The sequence below is a fragment of the Thermostilla marina genome, from assembly GCF_054657455.1.
On the sequence record NZ_BAAHYR010000001.1, the window covers coordinates 4,096,628 to 4,117,515 of the forward strand.

The 20,888-nt window shown below is 59.0% G+C and carries 6 protein-coding genes and 1 CRISPR repeat array (1 of these 7 cut by a window edge); all 6 genes read right to left on the reverse strand.

Going from position 1 to position 20,888, the window contains the following annotated elements; all coding sequences use genetic code 11:
• Positions 1–14,975: a CRISPR direct-repeat array (repeat unit 32 nt; unit sequence GTTTCAATCCGCGCCCTCGTGAAGAGGGCGAT); it begins 171 nt to the left of the window's first position.
• Between the two features lie 206 nt (positions 14,976–15,181).
• Positions 15,182–15,472: a CRISPR-associated endonuclease Cas2 gene (gene cas2 / locus ACYQ2I_RS14870; protein ID WP_460167813.1), complete on the reverse strand. Its 291-nt coding sequence runs from the start codon at positions 15,470–15,472 to the stop codon at positions 15,182–15,184.
• Positions 15,473–15,490: 18 nt separating this feature from the next.
• Complete coding sequence (gene cas1c, locus ACYQ2I_RS14875; RefSeq protein ID WP_460167814.1) at positions 15,491–16,522, reverse strand: type I-C CRISPR-associated endonuclease Cas1c; 1,032 nt, start codon at positions 16,520–16,522, stop codon at positions 15,491–15,493.
• A 31-nt stretch (positions 16,523–16,553) separates the two neighbouring features.
• Positions 16,554–17,195, reverse strand: a complete 642-nt coding sequence (cas4, locus tag ACYQ2I_RS14880; RefSeq protein WP_460167815.1) for a CRISPR-associated protein Cas4 — start codon at positions 17,193–17,195, stop codon at positions 16,554–16,556.
• Positions 17,196–17,301: 106 nt separating this feature from the next.
• A complete protein-coding gene (cas7c, locus tag ACYQ2I_RS14885; RefSeq protein WP_460167816.1) occupies positions 17,302–18,270 on the reverse strand; it encodes a type I-C CRISPR-associated protein Cas7/Csd2 in 969 nt (322 codons plus the stop codon).
• 67 nt (positions 18,271–18,337) lie between these two features.
• Positions 18,338–20,137, reverse strand: coding sequence for a type I-C CRISPR-associated protein Cas8c/Csd1 (gene cas8c, locus ACYQ2I_RS14890; RefSeq protein ID WP_460167817.1), 1,800 nt, complete (start codon positions 20,135–20,137; stop codon positions 18,338–18,340).
• A complete protein-coding gene (gene cas5c, locus ACYQ2I_RS14895) occupies positions 20,137–20,871 on the reverse strand; it encodes a type I-C CRISPR-associated protein Cas5c (protein ID WP_460167818.1) in 735 nt (244 codons plus the stop codon). The genes cas8c and cas5c overlap by 1 nt, the downstream gene beginning before the upstream one ends.
• Positions 20,872–20,888 lie beyond the last annotated feature (17 nt).

Genomic DNA, 20,888 nt, shown 5'->3' on the forward strand with positions numbered 1-20,888 from the left:
TTGCCGGCTCCGAAAGATCGCCACGGACGTTTCAATCCGCGCCCTCGTGAAGAGGGCGATGCTTGGGGCCGGGGAATCCAAATTGTTGTTGTTCGTTTCAATCCGCGCCCTCGTGAAGAGGGCGATATCGGTTTCAAAATATGCGTCGGTGGAAACTGCAGTTTCAATCCGCGCCCTCGTGAAGAGGGCGATGTTGAGGTCGTCGAGTATCTTTGTGATCTCGCCCTGTTTCAATCCGCGCCCTCGTGAAGAGGGCGATCGTAGTTGGAGCCCTCAGCACCCGCCCAACGCGCCGTTTCAATCCGCGCCCTCGTGAAGAGGGCGATGCCTCCGTGACCGCATCCGTTTCTTCAACCTCGACGGTTTCAATCCGCGCCCTCGTGAAGAGGGCGATCAACGGGCGCACCGGCGGCGCGCCGCATCGCGTGGTTTCAATCCGCGCCCTCGTGAAGAGGGCGATAATTTCACAGGGGCGGGCGCGGGCGGTGTCGCAAGTTTCAATCCGCGCCCTCGTGAAGAGGGCGATATCCGAAAATGTCACGTTTTCATAGGGTAAATCGTGTTTCAATCCGCGCCCTCGTGAAGAGGGCGATAATGCCGCATTGACTGGCTGCGATTCGACGACGAGTTTCAATCCGCGCCCTCGTGAAGAGGGCGATATGGTTGCGTTCAACGCGCACGCGGCTTGGACTGTTTCAATCCGCGCCCTCGTGAAGAGGGCGATGCCGTCGTCGGTGCCGGCAAGGGGCGGGTGCCTGGTTTCAATCCGCGCCCTCGTGAAGAGGGCGATAATCCGCCTGTCTTCTCGATGAAATGCTTGGCAGTTTCAATCCGCGCCCTCGTGAAGAGGGCGATGCTTGGGGCCGGGGAATCCAAATTGTTGTTGTTCGTTTCAATCCGCGCCCTCGTGAAGAGGGCGATATCGGTTTCAAAATATGCGTCGGTGGAAACTGCAGTTTCAATCCGCGCCCTCGTGAAGAGGGCGATGTTGAGGTCGTCGAGTATCTTTGTGATCTCGCCCTGTTTCAATCCGCGCCCTCGTGAAGAGGGCGATCTGGGAGCGGCTCCGGCCGCTGTTCCTGGCGCGATTGGTTTCAATCCGCGCCCTCGTGAAGAGGGCGATTGCCGGCTGCCGTCGATATCAGAGTACCATAGGAGGGTTTCAATCCGCGCCCTCGTGAAGAGGGCGATGTGTGTTGGCCGTGCCACGTGCCGGTGTTCCAGCGAGTTTCAATCCGCGCCCTCGTGAAGAGGGCGATGGTCGTCGTGCAATCGGGCTCGGTTCCCGGGTCGGTTTCAATCCGCGCCCTCGTGAAGAGGGCGATGCATACTTTGAAACTGATCAAATCGGTATCAAAGTGTTTCAATCCGCGCCCTCGTGAAGAGGGCGATAATTTCACCGGCCGTAGTATCCCCTGCACCCGGTAGGTTTCAATCCGCGCCCTCGTGAAGAGGGCGATTGGCGACGAATGTCGCCGTTACGTCGAACGTTTCGTTTCAATCCGCGCCCTCGTGAAGAGGGCGATGGGCTGATCGTATCACGAAAGGGGAATGAGCTGGGCGTTTCAATCCGCGCCCTCGTGAAGAGGGCGATCTGGGAGCGGCTCCGGCCGCTGTTCCTGGCGCGATTGGTTTCAATCCGCGCCCTCGTGAAGAGGGCGATTGCCGGCTGCCGTCGATATCAGAGTACCATAGGAGGGTTTCAATCCGCGCCCTCGTGAAGAGGGCGATGTGTGTTGGCCGTGCCACGTGCCGGTGTTCCAGCGAGTTTCAATCCGCGCCCTCGTGAAGAGGGCGATGAGAACCTGAAAGGGCTCTGGGACAGCTTTTGGGTTTCAATCCGCGCCCTCGTGAAGAGGGCGATGCCGGTGCCAGTGGCCCCGATGACCGGCCCAGGGAGTTTCAATCCGCGCCCTCGTGAAGAGGGCGATGAAAAGACGGCCAAGAATACCGAACGAATGGTAAGTTTCAATCCGCGCCCTCGTGAAGAGGGCGATTGCCGACGCCTTGGTTGCCGAAGGACTTGCTGGTTTCAATCCGCGCCCTCGTGAAGAGGGCGATTGCCGACGCCTTGGTTGCCGAAGGACTTGCTGGTTTCAATCCGCGCCCTCGTGAAGAGGGCGATGCGGTCGCAAGCTGCGCGAGGCGGATCCGGAGTTCGTTTCAATCCGCGCCCTCGTGAAGAGGGCGATGGCGGTCGGGACGGTCTGGATCCGCCGAAAGGTCGGTTTCAATCCGCGCCCTCGTGAAGAGGGCGATGGCCGCCGAGGCCGCCGCCGCGTTGACCGACGCCCTGTTTCAATCCGCGCCCTCGTGAAGAGGGCGATCCACGGCGTCCGTTTCATGCTGGGTGTAGAGGCTGTCGTTTCAATCCGCGCCCTCGTGAAGAGGGCGATATGAAGACGGCGGCGACCGTCGAGAAGTATTGCATGTTTCAATCCGCGCCCTCGTGAAGAGGGCGATGGTATCTGAGGCCGCACAAATCCTAAAGTGTGCCAGTTTCAATCCGCGCCCTCGTGAAGAGGGCGATGGCGGTCGGGACGGTCTGGATCCGCCGAAAGGTCGGTTTCAATCCGCGCCCTCGTGAAGAGGGCGATGGCCGCCGAGGCCGCCGCCGCGTTGACCGACGCCCTGTTTCAATCCGCGCCCTCGTGAAGAGGGCGATCCACGGCGTCCGTTTCATGCTGGGTGTAGAGGCTGTCGTTTCAATCCGCGCCCTCGTGAAGAGGGCGATATGAAGACGGCGGCGACCGTCGAGAAGTATTGCATGTTTCAATCCGCGCCCTCGTGAAGAGGGCGATCTTTCGTGCTTCGGTCTTTCAATTCCATGGTGAAATGTTTCAATCCGCGCCCTCGTGAAGAGGGCGATTCTATGATGCAATCAATTCATCAGGGTATTACGTAGTTTCAATCCGCGCCCTCGTGAAGAGGGCGATCACGATATTCTAGTAGATGGTCAACCCGTAAAAGGTTTCAATCCGCGCCCTCGTGAAGAGGGCGATGTGTGTTGGCCGTGCCACGTGCCGGTGTTCCAGCGAGTTTCAATCCGCGCCCTCGTGAAGAGGGCGATGGTCGTCGTGCAATCGGGCTCGGTTCCCGGGTCGGTTTCAATCCGCGCCCTCGTGAAGAGGGCGATGCATACTTTGAAACTGATCAAATCGGTATCAAAGTGTTTCAATCCGCGCCCTCGTGAAGAGGGCGATAATTTCACCGGCCGTAGTATCCCCTGCACCCGGTAGGTTTCAATCCGCGCCCTCGTGAAGAGGGCGATTGGCGACGAATGTCGCCGTTACGTCGAACGTTTCGTTTCAATCCGCGCCCTCGTGAAGAGGGCGATGGGCTGATCGTATCACGAAAGGGGAATGAGCTGGGCGTTTCAATCCGCGCCCTCGTGAAGAGGGCGATCTGGGAGCGGCTCCGGCCGCTGTTCCTGGCGCGATTGGTTTCAATCCGCGCCCTCGTGAAGAGGGCGATTGCCGGCTGCCGTCGATATCAGAGTACCATAGGAGGGTTTCAATCCGCGCCCTCGTGAAGAGGGCGATCCAATGCCAACGCCCGGTCGTCCACGCTTCCGTTTGGTTTCAATCCGCGCCCTCGTGAAGAGGGCGATAGCCAACAAACCCTAAAGCCCCGTGCGGGAGTCGGTTTCAATCCGCGCCCTCGTGAAGAGGGCGATGATTGATTCTTCTGTAAACTCATAGTCGACGATAGTTTCAATCCGCGCCCTCGTGAAGAGGGCGATGCCATACCGGATTGCCATGGCTGCCGCAGCTACGCGTTTCAATCCGCGCCCTCGTGAAGAGGGCGATCGGAGGACGATCTGATCTTCGGCTGGCGCGGATCAAAGTTTCAATCCGCGCCCTCGTGAAGAGGGCGATCCAGCAACGTCCTGCGGGAAATTCGGCAAGAGGTGGTTTCAATCCGCGCCCTCGTGAAGAGGGCGATGACCTATATGCGCAGCATGAAACCGACGCCGTTGTGTTTCAATCCGCGCCCTCGTGAAGAGGGCGATTTCGAGCTGTCACGCGAAGACGCGGGGTTTCCCGTTTCAATCCGCGCCCTCGTGAAGAGGGCGATGGTCGACGTGATTGTACCGGAGACGTCTCAAAAAGTTTCAATCCGCGCCCTCGTGAAGAGGGCGATGGCGGTTCGTCGCGCATGGCCCAAAGCCGAAATTGTGTTTCAATCCGCGCCCTCGTGAAGAGGGCGATTCGGCAGATTCCATCAGAATGCCGATCGGGCCTTGCGGTTTCAATCCGCGCCCTCGTGAAGAGGGCGATGCGATCAACGCCTACCAGAATGCCGGGCGAAATCGTTTCAATCCGCGCCCTCGTGAAGAGGGCGATCTTGTATTGAACTGCGCAGTAGATGAAACAGGGGTTTCAATCCGCGCCCTCGTGAAGAGGGCGATGTCACTCCTTTTTCTCGTCGTCGTCCGCTTCGCAGTTTCAATCCGCGCCCTCGTGAAGAGGGCGATCTTTCGTGCTTCGGTCTTTCAATTCCATGGTGAAATGTTTCAATCCGCGCCCTCGTGAAGAGGGCGATTCTATGATGCAATCAATTCATCAGGGTATTACGTAGTTTCAATCCGCGCCCTCGTGAAGAGGGCGATCACGATATTCTAGTAGATGGTCAACCCGTAAAAGGTTTCAATCCGCGCCCTCGTGAAGAGGGCGATCTAGCAACCGCTACGTGATATTCGTTCACCGGGGGCAGTTTCAATCCGCGCCCTCGTGAAGAGGGCGATATGCCGACAGCAAAAGGCCGCAGCATACGACGCCAGTTTCAATCCGCGCCCTCGTGAAGAGGGCGATACACGGCCCCGGACCGCCGGCTGCGTCGCCCGATGTTTCAATCCGCGCCCTCGTGAAGAGGGCGATAAGGCCGCCGGCATCGAGGCCACGATCGACCGGGTTTCAATCCGCGCCCTCGTGAAGAGGGCGATTCGGAAGTTTGTTCGGAACCGCAAAGCGATTCCGGTTTCAATCCGCGCCCTCGTGAAGAGGGCGATATGCTTCAATTTCATCGAGGCTCAACCGGTTGAGGTTTCAATCCGCGCCCTCGTGAAGAGGGCGATGTTCTCGGTGAATTTCTTCGCCATTGCGGCGAGCGTTTCAATCCGCGCCCTCGTGAAGAGGGCGATGAGAAAGCGGCTGCCGTGAAACAGAAGCAAATACAGTTTCAATCCGCGCCCTCGTGAAGAGGGCGATATTTTCTTTGCCCACGCTTGGCATCTGGCGCTGGTTTCAATCCGCGCCCTCGTGAAGAGGGCGATTGTCCTCGCCGATGTACGCCACAGCGATCATGCCGTTTCAATCCGCGCCCTCGTGAAGAGGGCGATTGGCTTCCAGCCCGCAATATTGTTGCGGAGTAAGCGAGTTTCAATCCGCGCCCTCGTGAAGAGGGCGATCGCAGGGCGACGGCAAGAACCTTGAGGTCCACGAAGGTTTCAATCCGCGCCCTCGTGAAGAGGGCGATCCGCAGTTGTTTTGATACGCCGTAAAGGGGGACGGTTTCAATCCGCGCCCTCGTGAAGAGGGCGATCCCGGAGCAAACCGGGACGGCATGCGCAACGACGCGTTTCAATCCGCGCCCTCGTGAAGAGGGCGATGGCTACGAAGCAGAAACTTCTGGCTCTCGGAGAGCGTTTCAATCCGCGCCCTCGTGAAGAGGGCGATGAATCCCCGCGGCGACCGAGGATCCGGTATGCCCGTTTCAATCCGCGCCCTCGTGAAGAGGGCGATCGGGATGGGACCGGCCCCGTTTGCCGGTATGCCCCGTTTCAATCCGCGCCCTCGTGAAGAGGGCGATCCTCGAGGCGAAGAAGGAACGCCTGGCCCTGCTCGTTTCAATCCGCGCCCTCGTGAAGAGGGCGATTGCCCCGCGGGGTGCGTCGCGAGCCGGGCCGGTTGTTTCAATCCGCGCCCTCGTGAAGAGGGCGATATCCGGGCCGTGTCGGCGTGGCCGACGAACGATTCGTTTCAATCCGCGCCCTCGTGAAGAGGGCGATCGAACAGCTGCCGATATTGTTGCGGCGACATGCGGTTTCAATCCGCGCCCTCGTGAAGAGGGCGATCGGCCATTGATGGAATTCAACAGCCGGGGCTGCAAGTTTCAATCCGCGCCCTCGTGAAGAGGGCGATATCGACCGTTTCGCCGCAGCGGGTCGGATAGGCGGTTTCAATCCGCGCCCTCGTGAAGAGGGCGATGCAACTACGGGATTTTCCGGTCGGCGCCCATGACGTTTCAATCCGCGCCCTCGTGAAGAGGGCGATCCGGCGAGCGGCGGCTGCGGCGGATGCCAACCAGCGCGTTTCAATCCGCGCCCTCGTGAAGAGGGCGATCTTTCGCTGGACAGAAGGTTTGATCGAACGTTTGCGTTTCAATCCGCGCCCTCGTGAAGAGGGCGATGGTGCGCTTCCTCGCCGATCGTGGTGACACGCGCCGCGTTTCAATCCGCGCCCTCGTGAAGAGGGCGATCAGCGTCTGCCCGAGGATGTATCGTTTGATCTGGTGTTTCAATCCGCGCCCTCGTGAAGAGGGCGATCGTACTCACCGTCTTCGATGATGTGCTTGTGAACGTTTCAATCCGCGCCCTCGTGAAGAGGGCGATGGGCAAGCAAAAACCTAAAGCGACGAGGGAAGAGTTTCAATCCGCGCCCTCGTGAAGAGGGCGATATCCCTGCCGTTTCGTCAAATTGTCGAGCACCGCGGTTTCAATCCGCGCCCTCGTGAAGAGGGCGATAGCAGCCGGTCATGCGAGCGATCTGCTCAGTGGTGTTTCAATCCGCGCCCTCGTGAAGAGGGCGATGGCTGGCATCCACAAGGCAGAGTTTGAGCGACTGGTTTCAATCCGCGCCCTCGTGAAGAGGGCGATGGCCCGAGAAATCTGCGTACTGGTACACCTGCTCGTTTCAATCCGCGCCCTCGTGAAGAGGGCGATGTGGAGCTACGCTACGGCACCGACAGCCAATAAGTTTCAATCCGCGCCCTCGTGAAGAGGGCGATAGCCCTTCCCAGCATTCCTGGGGCACCGTGACCAGTTTCAATCCGCGCCCTCGTGAAGAGGGCGATTTTCGTATTCGAAGAACACGATATTTAGCGGCAGGGTTTCAATCCGCGCCCTCGTGAAGAGGGCGATTGTCGAGCAGTTCGGCCACGTCGACGATCAGCTCGTTTCAATCCGCGCCCTCGTGAAGAGGGCGATGTCGAGGGCGGTAATTGGCGCCCGTATCGGGCGCAGTTTCAATCCGCGCCCTCGTGAAGAGGGCGATTGCAAATCACAATCGAGGCGACGGCGACCAAAGGGTTTCAATCCGCGCCCTCGTGAAGAGGGCGATGGGTCGATGCGGATTTCCTGATCCTCTTGCGGCACGTTTCAATCCGCGCCCTCGTGAAGAGGGCGATTCGGGCACCGGCAATGCCGCCAGCAGGACGAAGTTTCAATCCGCGCCCTCGTGAAGAGGGCGATGGGCCTCAAGCAGATTTTTGCGGATCGGTGGATTGTTTCAATCCGCGCCCTCGTGAAGAGGGCGATGGCCAACAAAACGTGGTATCGGGATTTCGCGATTGTTTCAATCCGCGCCCTCGTGAAGAGGGCGATACGGCGTAACGCCCATACCAGATCGCGTTCAACAGTTTCAATCCGCGCCCTCGTGAAGAGGGCGATGATTACTTCCGGCTCCTCGGCTACCATCCGTTCCGTTTCAATCCGCGCCCTCGTGAAGAGGGCGATCTCGGTTCCCATTTCTTCGCTATCAGCGGCGATTTGTTTCAATCCGCGCCCTCGTGAAGAGGGCGATAGGCTTCGGTGGCCACCGCGCCGAAGGTCTCTTGGGTTTCAATCCGCGCCCTCGTGAAGAGGGCGATGAGTACTTGCACATAACTGCCACCTCATCCCGCCCGTTTCAATCCGCGCCCTCGTGAAGAGGGCGATGATGATCGCATCACCAATCTTGCGAGCGGCTACGTTTCAATCCGCGCCCTCGTGAAGAGGGCGATGAGGCGAACGACGGCCCACTTGACTCCCGTACCGGTTTCAATCCGCGCCCTCGTGAAGAGGGCGATGCGACGGCCTGCGCGTCTGGATTGTGGCAAGGCCGTTTCAATCCGCGCCCTCGTGAAGAGGGCGATCGTCGTGTCATTACTCGAAGCCGTTCCGCGAGTGCGTTTCAATCCGCGCCCTCGTGAAGAGGGCGATGCCGATTGGTGGGCTGCCTTCGAGCAAGCAGCACAGTTTCAATCCGCGCCCTCGTGAAGAGGGCGATGCTGGTGGAGGCCGAGAAATGAGCACCGCAACCCGTTTCAATCCGCGCCCTCGTGAAGAGGGCGATTCTTTGCCCGCAAAGCTTTCATCTGATTGGCGAAGGTTTCAATCCGCGCCCTCGTGAAGAGGGCGATCCGGCGGCCTGGTCGACCTAAGTCGTTATCCTGAGTTTCAATCCGCGCCCTCGTGAAGAGGGCGATCCCAATCATCCGGCCCGACCTGTGCGACTCGCTTGTTTCAATCCGCGCCCTCGTGAAGAGGGCGATGCTGGTACCACCGCAGTTTCTGGCGATCGACATTGAGTTTCAATCCGCGCCCTCGTGAAGAGGGCGATATCGCTCGACGGATTCTTTCCGGCCGATGCGTCCGTTTCAATCCGCGCCCTCGTGAAGAGGGCGATGGCGCTCTCGGATCCGCCGCTTGCGGAAGAGATCGTTTCAATCCGCGCCCTCGTGAAGAGGGCGATAACGCGGCCTTGCTGGAGGCCGCCGACACTGACGAGTTTCAATCCGCGCCCTCGTGAAGAGGGCGATCTGGCTGAAGCTCTCGCTCAGCTGCATCGAGTGCGTTTCAATCCGCGCCCTCGTGAAGAGGGCGATTCCCGGGTGTATCGGCCGAGCGACACGGCGCTGCGTTTCAATCCGCGCCCTCGTGAAGAGGGCGATCCGGTTACGGGAAATTGCCACCAGGGCTCGCTTGTTTCAATCCGCGCCCTCGTGAAGAGGGCGATATTCGGTCACCCCCCGTGCCTCGGCGAACGCTTCGTTTCAATCCGCGCCCTCGTGAAGAGGGCGATCTGGAACGCGGCTCCAGCTATGGCTCATATTTTGTTTCAATCCGCGCCCTCGTGAAGAGGGCGATACCGCTAGATATCAACTATCTCGGCGAATCGCACGTTTCAATCCGCGCCCTCGTGAAGAGGGCGATAAGAATTACTTGTACCATCTATATTCGTAAAAGGTTTCAATCCGCGCCCTCGTGAAGAGGGCGATTTGTTTCGGGATTGGCCCTGGGCGAAAGCCCGCATGTTTCAATCCGCGCCCTCGTGAAGAGGGCGATTCCCCACTCCGGCGATGATGCTCGCAAGCGTGCCAAAGTTTCAATCCGCGCCCTCGTGAAGAGGGCGATGATTTCCACGCCGTCGCGGTCCAGCAGCCGAAACCTGTTTCAATCCGCGCCCTCGTGAAGAGGGCGATGTCGAGCAAAGCGTATCTCGGAAGCAGGAAATAGCCGTTTCAATCCGCGCCCTCGTGAAGAGGGCGATTGCACCATTTAGGGATCTCAATGGGGGCGCGACTGTTTCAATCCGCGCCCTCGTGAAGAGGGCGATTCCTTCAGCGAGCGGTGCCTCGTAGTTGATGCGAGTTTCAATCCGCGCCCTCGTGAAGAGGGCGATGGTGCTACGTGCCGACGCAGGCTGAGACGAATTACGTTTCAATCCGCGCCCTCGTGAAGAGGGCGATAGCCAATCCGGGCGCAGGCGGTCGTAATAGTCCAGGTTTCAATCCGCGCCCTCGTGAAGAGGGCGATTCCCCGTGGCGACGAGCGGCACGACCATCCAGAACGTTTCAATCCGCGCCCTCGTGAAGAGGGCGATATACGGCGCACCGTCCAGTCGAATGGCGATATCGGTAGTTTCAATCCGCGCCCTCGTGAAGAGGGCGATACCTTCCAGGTAGTTGTTGTTGGCCGAAGTGAAGGTTTCAATCCGCGCCCTCGTGAAGAGGGCGATACGATCGCGGAGTGCTCTGGAGACGAGATCACCATGTTTCAATCCGCGCCCTCGTGAAGAGGGCGATTCGGAGGCGCGGCTTCTGCATTTCCGCCGGCGATCGTTTCAATCCGCGCCCTCGTGAAGAGGGCGATGCCGACCTCAGCTCCGAAAGTATCGCCCCACTCTTTGTTTCAATCCGCGCCCTCGTGAAGAGGGCGATCGCGCGACGTCGATTACTTCATGCGCGTGGAGCGGTTTCAATCCGCGCCCTCGTGAAGAGGGCGATGCGTACCAGGCGCCGCCGTCGGCGATCGTGTTCGCGTTTCAATCCGCGCCCTCGTGAAGAGGGCGATGCCTGCTGGATCGCCGCCTTGCAAGCGTTGACTGGCGTTTCAATCCGCGCCCTCGTGAAGAGGGCGATATCGAGAGGCCGGTCACGATGACGCCGGCGGGGTCGTTTCAATCCGCGCCCTCGTGAAGAGGGCGATATTCCGCCGGCGTATAATTGCTCGATCATGGATGTGTTTCAATCCGCGCCCTCGTGAAGAGGGCGATGCCGCGACCGTCGACGCCCTCTTGCGGCGGATCCCGGTTTCAATCCGCGCCCTCGTGAAGAGGGCGATCTCGGTAGCCACAGCTGCGCCGGGTCGATGATGGTTTCAATCCGCGCCCTCGTGAAGAGGGCGATCTGATCCGGTTTGGCCGCGCGTGCCGGGCGCAGGTTTCAATCCGCGCCCTCGTGAAGAGGGCGATATTTCTCTTGCCGCCGGTACCCTGTCCCGGGTGGTTTCAATCCGCGCCCTCGTGAAGAGGGCGATCAGGAAGCCTGGGCCCACGCCCACGCCATGCGGCAAGTTTCAATCCGCGCCCTCGTGAAGAGGGCGATACGATGGCCGATGACTTATCACTGCCGCTCCATGTTTCAATCCGCGCCCTCGTGAAGAGGGCGATAAGAGGTCCTCCAGAACCCGCAGGCCGGGGCCGCGGGTTTCAATCCGCGCCCTCGTGAAGAGGGCGATCAGGCTTCCTGCAAGGCGACGTCGCTGGGCCGGTAGTTTCAATCCGCGCCCTCGTGAAGAGGGCGATCGTTCGACGTGCATCTGCGTCAAACTCCGAACAGGGTTTCAATCCGCGCCCTCGTGAAGAGGGCGATCTTCTCTTCTCTTCTGTGGTGGCGCACGCGTAGACGTTTCAATCCGCGCCCTCGTGAAGAGGGCGATTTATGGCCGATATTTTATGCTTCTCCTCTAAGCTGTTTCAATCCGCGCCCTCGTGAAGAGGGCGATGCGAGTTCCTCGCTTCCAGGCCGCAAATCCATTGTGTTTCAATCCGCGCCCTCGTGAAGAGGGCGATGGGAACGGCTGCGCCGGTCGATCCGAAACGTGTGTTTCAATCCGCGCCCTCGTGAAGAGGGCGATGAACGACTAGAGACGGTAGTATCGAGATTACTCGTTTCAATCCGCGCCCTCGTGAAGAGGGCGATGCCTCGAGTTTTCAACTACGTGTAATCCAGCCGGTTTCAATCCGCGCCCTCGTGAAGAGGGCGATGGCCACGCGCACGACCATCGTCGTCAGCTTCCAAGTTTCAATCCGCGCCCTCGTGAAGAGGGCGATCAGCAAGGCCTCGATGCGGGTTTCGGCGGTACAGTTTCAATCCGCGCCCTCGTGAAGAGGGCGATGAATACCGACAACCAATTCTGGCGGGGAGCCGAGGTTTCAATCCGCGCCCTCGTGAAGAGGGCGATAGTCAACCCCGAGCGGAAAGCGCAAGCCGCCCAAGTTTCAATCCGCGCCCTCGTGAAGAGGGCGATAGCCCCTTGGCCGTCTTGATCGAGGATCTTCGGGTTTCAATCCGCGCCCTCGTGAAGAGGGCGATGTCACCGCCGACAACGGGAATCGCGAATTGCTTGTTGTTTCAATCCGCGCCCTCGTGAAGAGGGCGATTTATGGCTGCAGGATGAGCCACCTGCGAATACTCCAGGTTTCAATCCGCGCCCTCGTGAAGAGGGCGATGAGAGGCATCCTGCCCCTACTGTATTATACGCACAGTTTCAATCCGCGCCCTCGTGAAGAGGGCGATTAAGGCCGCTTCCAGGACTTCGTCGGGGAATTCGTTTCAATCCGCGCCCTCGTGAAGAGGGCGATGGCAGACCTAAGTTCACCGTGACTGCGCTAAGTTGTTTCAATCCGCGCCCTCGTGAAGAGGGCGATCACGGCGACGCCAAGGCACAAGGGTTCGTAGAAAGTTTCAATCCGCGCCCTCGTGAAGAGGGCGATACCGGGGTCGCGACTCCAAGGCCTCGGGTCTTCGTTTCAATCCGCGCCCTCGTGAAGAGGGCGATTTCAATCTGTTCAGGCGTCGGGCGGACGGCCTGGGTTTCAATCCGCGCCCTCGTGAAGAGGGCGATGCCCATCTCCTTTAGCAGCCAGGCCACGTAATGGTTTCAATCCGCGCCCTCGTGAAGAGGGCGATCAGGGCCGCTTCGGCGGCCCGGGGATCGGGCCCGGTTTCAATCCGCGCCCTCGTGAAGAGGGCGATTCGCCGGTGACCGCCGGATGATCCGGCCGCAGCTCGTTTCAATCCGCGCCCTCGTGAAGAGGGCGATCATCCTGCGGTCGAACGTCGCCGCCCGCAGGCAGTTTCAATCCGCGCCCTCGTGAAGAGGGCGATCTCTATGGTGAAGCTACGCACGACAAAGAGAACGGTTTCAATCCGCGCCCTCGTGAAGAGGGCGATACTATTATCGAGTACTTGGAGAAGTACCTTGACAGTTTCAATCCGCGCCCTCGTGAAGAGGGCGATCCGAAACCGGGAAAGAACGTTCCTGTTCCAGAAAGTTTCAATCCGCGCCCTCGTGAAGAGGGCGATGCAATTTGCTACTCGTACTAGGCAAGGAGATGGAGTTTCAATCCGCGCCCTCGTGAAGAGGGCGATAAAGGTACTTGCAATGAAAGTGATATGCGTAGTAGTTTCAATCCGCGCCCTCGTGAAGAGGGCGATTCTTCGGTTGATTTTCACTCACGCAATCAAGCCGGTTTCAATCCGCGCCCTCGTGAAGAGGGCGATACGGCATCCATTGATCCTACCGCAGCACAGATTGCTGTTTCAATCCGCGCCCTCGTGAAGAGGGCGATCCACACGTACATCCTTGAAGGGAAAGAAGCATTCGTTTCAATCCGCGCCCTCGTGAAGAGGGCGATGCCCGCCGAATGGATCGCCCGAATATCGTGCTGTTGTTTCAATCCGCGCCCTCGTGAAGAGGGCGATGGTTGGACGCTGCGGGTTGTCGACGACGACGTGGTAGTTTCAATCCGCGCCCTCGTGAAGAGGGCGATAACTCTCGCCAATTGCCGGTTGATTGAAGCGAAAAGTTTCAATCCGCGCCCTCGTGAAGAGGGCGATATCCAGCAAGATGATTGTGTTGGGACCAATTAGCTGTTTCAATCCGCGCCCTCGTGAAGAGGGCGATCGATATCAGCCAGCTTGTGGCACCGCCCATCAAAGTTTCAATCCGCGCCCTCGTGAAGAGGGCGATCGAGAACGGTGCGAACATGGTCGCATGCCACAAGTTTCAATCCGCGCCCTCGTGAAGAGGGCGATAGGAACCTTTGGAAAACTCAAATTCGCCCGAAGATGTTTCAATCCGCGCCCTCGTGAAGAGGGCGATCCACTGGCCGTACCGCTTCGATACGGCGTAGTAGTTTCAATCCGCGCCCTCGTGAAGAGGGCGATGAAGTGACCGACGCGGACGGCATCACGCTGACGAAGTTTCAATCCGCGCCCTCGTGAAGAGGGCGATGGTTCAGGCTGGAAGGAAGTGCGAATCTGAATCGGTTTCAATCCGCGCCCTCGTGAAGAGGGCGATCCGGCTCGGTGCAGCCGTAGTTGATCGGCTGCGCGTTTCAATCCGCGCCCTCGTGAAGAGGGCGATGCCTTTCGCCGCTCGTCGTCGGCCTCCACGAGCGTTTCAATCCGCGCCCTCGTGAAGAGGGCGATGGCGCCCACTCGCGGAACAGCAGGTCGTCGGCGGTTTCAATCCGCGCCCTCGTGAAGAGGGCGATGACGGGCTGGAATCGTTCCAGTTCCGGCAATACCAGTTTCAATCCGCGCCCTCGTGAAGAGGGCGATAGGCCGACGATCGAGGGGGTCGCACCGGCGGCTGAGTTTCAATCCGCGCCCTCGTGAAGAGGGCGATGTCGTTCCGCCCGAATCGTGTCCCGGGTGCGTGTGCGTTTCAATCCGCGCCCTCGTGAAGAGGGCGATGGCCTGCCTTCTGGCTGTCTTGGGCGAGGATTCGCGTTTCAATCCGCGCCCTCGTGAAGAGGGCGATCTTTCGGTGCCTGAAAGCATGCTTCCGGCGGCAAGTTTCAATCCGCGCCCTCGTGAAGAGGGCGATTAGAGTTATCATCCTCATTGGTAGTCGAATTCTGTTTCAATCCGCGCCCTCGTGAAGAGGGCGATGAGATGTCGCCAACAAATTTAATCTTGACGTTCGAGTTTCAATCCGCGCCCTCGTGAAGAGGGCGATGAAAGCCCTAGATGATGCTTCTCGGAGCTTTGCTGTTTCAATCCGCGCCCTCGTGAAGAGGGCGATCTCGATTGATTTTTTGGTTAGTCCGGGCATGGCATGTTTCAATCCGCGCCCTCGTGAAGAGGGCGATTCTTCGTACTTTGCGTATCGTCATTGCCATTCCAGGTTTCAATCCGCGCCCTCGTGAAGAGGGCGATGGGCTGGCTTGCCGGTCGATCGGCGACACGGGTTTGTTTCAATCCGCGCCCTCGTGAAGAGGGCGATGTGCTGAGCAACTCAAGGCATGGAATCAACGGTTCGTTTCAATCCGCGCCCTCGTGAAGAGGGCGATGACCGTCACCTCGTCGGCGCCGCGGCGGTAGATGTTTCAATCCGCGCCCTCGTGAAGAGGGCGATGTTCGATCCTCGCGGCCCACGGCATTGAGCCGATGGTTTCAATCCGCGCCCTCGTGAAGAGGGCGATGGCCTCTGCCTAAGTCTCTAATTTACCACAGGTTACGAAGCGTAATCCGCGAACCCCAACAAAATCAGCACATTTGGATTGTATACAAAACACAAGACCACACTTAACTCCCGTCCTAATCGAATCTTCCGACATCCGCGAACCTCCCGGGATTTTTGCGCGCGCTTCGGGTACGCGGCGACGTTCCATCCCCCTGAATTTCCGATTCAGATCAGCAGTGGACCATCAGGGTCCCACGTCTGCTTTGCGCCGTGATGTTCGACACGGCGTCGCCAGTTGGCCCCCAAAAAGTAGAACCGCAGGCTGTCCTCTTCCAAGTTGACGATATCCAAGAGTTTCCCCTTGAGATTCACCCATTGCTCGGGCGTCACCGAGCACTCGAACACAGAGTTTTGCACCCGCTGGCCGTAGTCAAGGCACGTCTTGGCCACGTGGGACAAACGTCGTCGCCCCTCGGGAGTCGTCGTCGCCACGTCGTAGGCTACCACAACCATCATTTTCGAAAACCTCCCCGCTCATTTCCAGGCAAATGGAGGGTAAGCATCTAAGTCGCCCCGCAAGAACCGGGCCAACAGGCGCGCTTGAATAAACGGTATGAGCCCGACCGTCATTTTCTCTCCCAAGAAGGGATGCACTACCGGTTCGTTGCGACGTTGCTGATATTCATACAGAAAGGTCTTGCGGCCTTTTTCGTTCAACAAGACGGCGCCGTTCGGTTGGAAGACAAAGTCGTCCTTCTTGAGCTGTCGTCGGTTCAGCAGATTGAGCACGACCCGATCGGCAATAACCGGGCGAAGTTCTTCCATAAGGTCCAACGCCAAGCCGTGCCGACCGGGCCGGTCTCGATGCAAAAACCCCACTGCCGAATCGAGGCCCGTGCTCTCGCACGCCGAGCGCACATCGTGCATCAAGAGCGTGTAGGCAAACGAAAGCAGTGCATTGACGGGATCGGTAGGCGGACGCCGGTTCCTTCCGTGGAATGCAAACAAGGGCTTTTCAGCGCGGATCAGCGAGTCGAAGGCGTGAAAGTAACTCGTTGCCGCTTCGCCCTCGAATCCACGAACAACGTCCAATTCCCGATCTTCGTCCAGCAACGTGAGCAAACTGCCCAAGCGATCGGCTGCACGGTTCAACCGCGCGACGGCTTCCGCATCGTCGAATTCGCGGGCACTTCGGCGCAGCAGCGTTCGGCAATTGGCTATTTTGCCGGTCACACAACACCGGGCAATCATTGCCGACCGGCGGGGATCGTCGGCCGCGCGGTACTGCTCGCGACGCAACAACACGTTTCCGTGGGTGAAACCGCTCACGGTTGCGAGTAAGCGGCCGTGTCGCGACAAGAAGGTAACCGCCACACCGGCGGCGGCACAGCTTCCCAGCAGCGCGGGCGAGCACGCAACGCGTCCAAAGCAGACAATGCCGTCAAGATTGATGAGCGGCACGCGCAATCGTACTTTCTTTTCAATCCGAACGGCGACGGCGTCACCTGCCTTCGAAAGGTAGGCGCCCTCGGTCGTGACAAATAGAGTGTTCAAGTGCTTTTTCATCGACCTTCTCGCTACGTCTCTCGTCGCGGGTCTATTCCTGTGCCTTGATAATGTCGCGCAAATAGCGTGCCGCCGTCTTGCGGATCCGGCCTATCTTGGGAAGGCACAGGTCATGAAGCGAACAATTCCGGCACTTGGCACCAAATTCGGGCGGCGGTGTTCGCCGGGTTCTTGCCAACTCGTGCAGCTTTTCGGCGATCTCGATCACCTTTTTACGAAGTGAATCGTCGAAGACGACTTTATCGCGCCGTCTTATTTTGGCGAAGAAGATGTAGCCGTACGGTATGGCAACGTCCATCATTTCTTCCAGGCACATCGCCTGCGCACACAACTGGACCTGAAACGGCTTGTCGAGCTCGCCCTTGGGTTTTCCCCGCTTGTATTCGACGATGCGAATCTTGCGACGTTTCCCATTCTTGTAGAATTCGACGACATCGCACTTTCCGCTCAGGCCGAGCACGGCCGACTTGATCTCGAGCCCTCGAACGATGCGAGTGCCGGATCGCGTCTCACTTCGCGTGGAATCATGGGCCTTTTTGTGCACCCTCATTCCTTCGGCAGTGAAACGGTTACCCTGCCAAAGCTGCTCGAAATGGATGAGCGCGGCACGGCGGGCGCAGTATGCATATTGTTGGACGGCCGAAAGCGCGATCCATTCCTCTTCGGGATACATGGCATTCCGCGTTCTTTTGATCGATGCATGCAAGAAAGGGGCAAAGGAGCGGTATGACCGCGCCGGCAGCCGCACCGCTCCCTCGAGGTTCACAAGCGACCGAACATTACAAGCGGTCGATGTCGTCGGGAAGGCGAAGCAGTTCGACGCCGGCGGGCACCTTGTCCTCATGGACGATCACTTCGTAGTCGGCGAAGCCGCGCGGCGTTTCAACGCCGTCTTTGCGCCGAACTTCGACGATATCCTCGAAGAGGACCTGGGCGGGCGCACAGCCGAGCATCGCTTGGCGTTCGCGCTGCGTTGCGTCGCTGTCGGTGCCCACGTGTTTGGCGACGAAGATCGGCCGCCGGACGGTCATCACCCCCTTGCTCGACGAGCGGTCATGCTCGTACATGTTGAGGATGGCCTCGAAGAGAAGCTTGAGATCTTCCTTGGTGAAGTGCGTTTGTTGAGCCAAGTGGGCGCTGACGAATCCCTTGCCGACGTACAAGCCGTACGAGATCAGCGACTTGCGCCCCATGGTACGCAGCTTGTCTTCCTGTTGCTCCTGTTCCCACTTCTCGTAGTCGGTCCAGCTTTTCGCGCCGGACAGATTGTCGGCCACGGCCATTCGCGTGATGGAAACGTCGAGCGGCAAGACCGGATCGACCGAGCGGGCAAACGCGAGTTGCACCGGCCCGCGAACCTGCCCGGCGTTCGGCCCGGTCGACATGACCGCGCCGAACGTGCGCACGTCGTAGAAGTTCTTGCACATCCACTCGCGTGCGTTGTCGACGGCCTGCTTGCTGCCGCTCTTGCCGGAAGGCAGTCCGCCGTTCGCCTCTTCGTGCGCACGCGTGATGTGCTTGTTCAAGTTGCAGGCGTGCTCGACGAAGATCGCATTGGGCATTTCGTTGCCGCGGGCGATTTGCACGTAGTTGCGGATGCGCCGTTTGAGCGCGACGTCGGAGACGAGCCCGTGCATGTCTTCGGGATCGATGCGAGGCGCATTGCCGGCATCGGGATCGCCGTTGGGGTTGCCGTTTTCGCAATCGAACAGGAACAGGAATTCGTAGCGGTTCTTGATGTCGGACATGATCTACTTCCTTTGCAACGAGTAAGGTTGTTGGAAACGAATTGGTTTGCTTGAACGTTGTCAAACCTCAGGCCTCGGCCTCGGAGGTTTCGGGCAAGTCGCTATTGACCTGGCCGCGATCGGCCAATTGGTGATAGTACCCCAGAGCGAAGCGGGTCTGCCCTTCGAGGGTCAGCGTCCGCGGCGGACAGGCGTCCAGGCGACTCCACAGCTCGGCCAGTTTGTTTTCGAACCAGATTCGCAGACCTTCGGGTTCGATCTTGGGCAGATGGGCGATCTGAGCCGATCGCACAAGACGCCCCAAGACCAAGGCGGGAGTGGCGCTGGCCGCAGCGTAATACCGCTGCACGATGCCGGCCTGCACTTCGGGATTCGCCTTGCGTTGAATGGCGGCCAAGAGCGCCATGATCCGGCCGCACAGGTAGGCGGGATCCTTTTCCAAGTCGTTCAATTCCGGTTTCATCGTCTCGACTCCTTGGTTACGAATGACAAAGGCTTTCAGTAAACCCAACCGTGCATGTCGGGGTGTTTCTCCTTGAATGAAGTCGATGCGAACGCGATCGAGCGTTCGGGCGGCGACATCGTGCGGAATGATGTTTCCACCGACGGCTGCCTTCCACAGAGCCGTGATCGCCCGGCCGGGAGCATCTTTGAGATCCCGATAGGCGGCCCCGACCACGGCCATGAATTTGAACCGTGAGACGATCGATTTGCCGTCGCGATGGATGATGGCGAGATCGTCGAACCATTTGCTAATGTTGGCGGCGAGCGTTTCGAAGTTGCACTCGAACCAGTCGCGAACCATGACGCGACCGCCGTTTCCGGAAAGAGTCAGGTTGTAATACCTTGCGTCGGCAAGGTCGGGACGTTCGCCGGCCCGCACAGCCCGCAGCAGATTTCTGACTCGATCTTCGAGCTGTCGCTGCTCGCTCTCATCCGGTGTTTCCTCGTCGGCTTCGACCGCCCCTCCTTCATCTCCCCAGAGGGTCGCAACAACATCTTCAGAAGCCTCCACTTGTCGGCTGTACCAGTAACACACCTTGGTACCGCCGAAGGTGTGGGACCGGTTGCGAATCAGATCGTTCAAGGCCGTCACGCAAAGCTTGGCGTTGTTTTCGCTCATTGCTGCGTTTTGGCCTTGTTCAAGCCCGTACGATGTGAAGGCATCTTTGTCGAAGCCGGCAATCACGTCGCCGGACGACGCACCGCCGACGCCGGCCAGTCCTTTGATCTTGTCTTGCGTCGCTACCGGCTCGACGAGGTCGCCGGTCAGCAAGTCGGCCATCAGGACGGGCGACTGCGGCTTTCCGCGTTTTGCGGGCTTTTTGCGTTTTTCGGCGATTTCGGCACGGAAGTCTTGCCACCAGGAATGCCAGCGTGTGTCTTCGACAAGGAGCCGTGATCGCCCTCGATCTTCGACCGCAACGGTCACATTGTCGGTAGGCTTCAACTTGATCTCGGCCGCTTTTTCGCGGATTTGGGCGAGCACTTCTTCCGATTCCAGCGAATCGATGATGCTCTGCAATTCAGGAAGGATGTCGCTTGCCTGTCTTAAGACGTCGACGAACGACCGATGTTTCGCGATCTGTTTGTCGTTGGGTTTGTCTTTCTTGATCAAAAGCAACACGACTTCGGCCGTATCGACGAGGAAATGCCGACATCCGCTGGAAACCATCTCGCCCTGGCTGAGGTCGGGACAGCCTTTGATCAACCGTCCCTTACTTTTTTTGCCTTCGGCCAGATCGAGAATACCGAGAAACTCGCCTTGCGGCGTGAACCGCAAGACTGCCCGGACCATCTTCGGCGCCAAGCCGGGCACGGCCGCCAGGCCTTCGCGCCGGGCATATTCTGCAAGCGCGTGCAGCATCAGCTTGCCCTCCTTTCGCGATCGGGTTTTCGAACTTCTGCGCTGTCGTACGGGGGCACGACGAGGACACCGTCTTCGATCTTGGCACGAAACACCGAAATGCAGGGCGTGCCGGTCGGTTTCGCGGCCGTCAAATCGAACACGTCGTACAGCATCCAGCCGAGATCTTGGGTGTAGTTTTCGGGAGCCGGTTCCCGTTCGATATCGTCGATGTACCGGAAGAATGCGACGAATTCTCGACACCCCAAGCACGGTTGATGGAAGCATTTTCCCTGCTTCGCACGGCGTTCGAATTGGGCATCGTATCCGTTTTGTGACGTGCCGGTATTCGGCTTGGGAATGATGTGCGCCGCGATGCGAAAACGAGGATTCCGCAAGGCCATCGTTTGCCGTTGCGTGCGCCCCTTCTGGTCGGTTCCCAGAATCCCTTTGTCGCCGTCGGCCCAAAGAGGCTCAGGCTCCGCTTTTCCGCTCATCCACTTCTTGACGGCGGCAGTGCTGATCTTGTCTTTGACCTCGTTTCGCCGAAGCGAAATATAGGCCGGACGGGACAACAGCTCGATCCGATCGATCTGCCAACGAAACTGCGGCTTGAAGTAGATCGCTTCAAAGATTCCCCTGGCGGCGCTCGGCGTGGGGCAGGGATACGAATAGCGCTCGACCTTCATTTCGGGGCGAGAAAAACAGGCGAAATCGCCCCACACCTCGAGCCAATGCGTCTTGAAATCGGACATAGTCAACCTCCTTCGCA

Coding starts and splice junctions, on each gene's coding strand:
- cas7c (WP_460167816.1), bottom strand. CDS start 18,270: ATGTCCGACATCAAGAACCGCTACGAATTCCTGTTCCTGTTCGATTGC.
- cas2 (WP_460167813.1), bottom strand. CDS start 15,472: ATGATGGTTGTGGTAGCCTACGACGTGGCGACGACGACTCCCGAGGGG.
- cas8c (WP_460167817.1), bottom strand. CDS start 20,137: ATGCTGCACGCGCTTGCAGAATATGCCCGGCGCGAAGGCCTGGCGGCC.
- cas1c (WP_460167814.1), bottom strand. CDS start 16,522: ATGAAAAAGCACTTGAACACTCTATTTGTCACGACCGAGGGCGCCTAC.
- cas4 (WP_460167815.1), bottom strand. CDS start 17,195: ATGTATCCCGAAGAGGAATGGATCGCGCTTTCGGCCGTCCAACAATAT.
- cas5c (WP_460167818.1), bottom strand. CDS start 20,871: ATGTCCGATTTCAAGACGCATTGGCTCGAGGTGTGGGGCGATTTCGCC.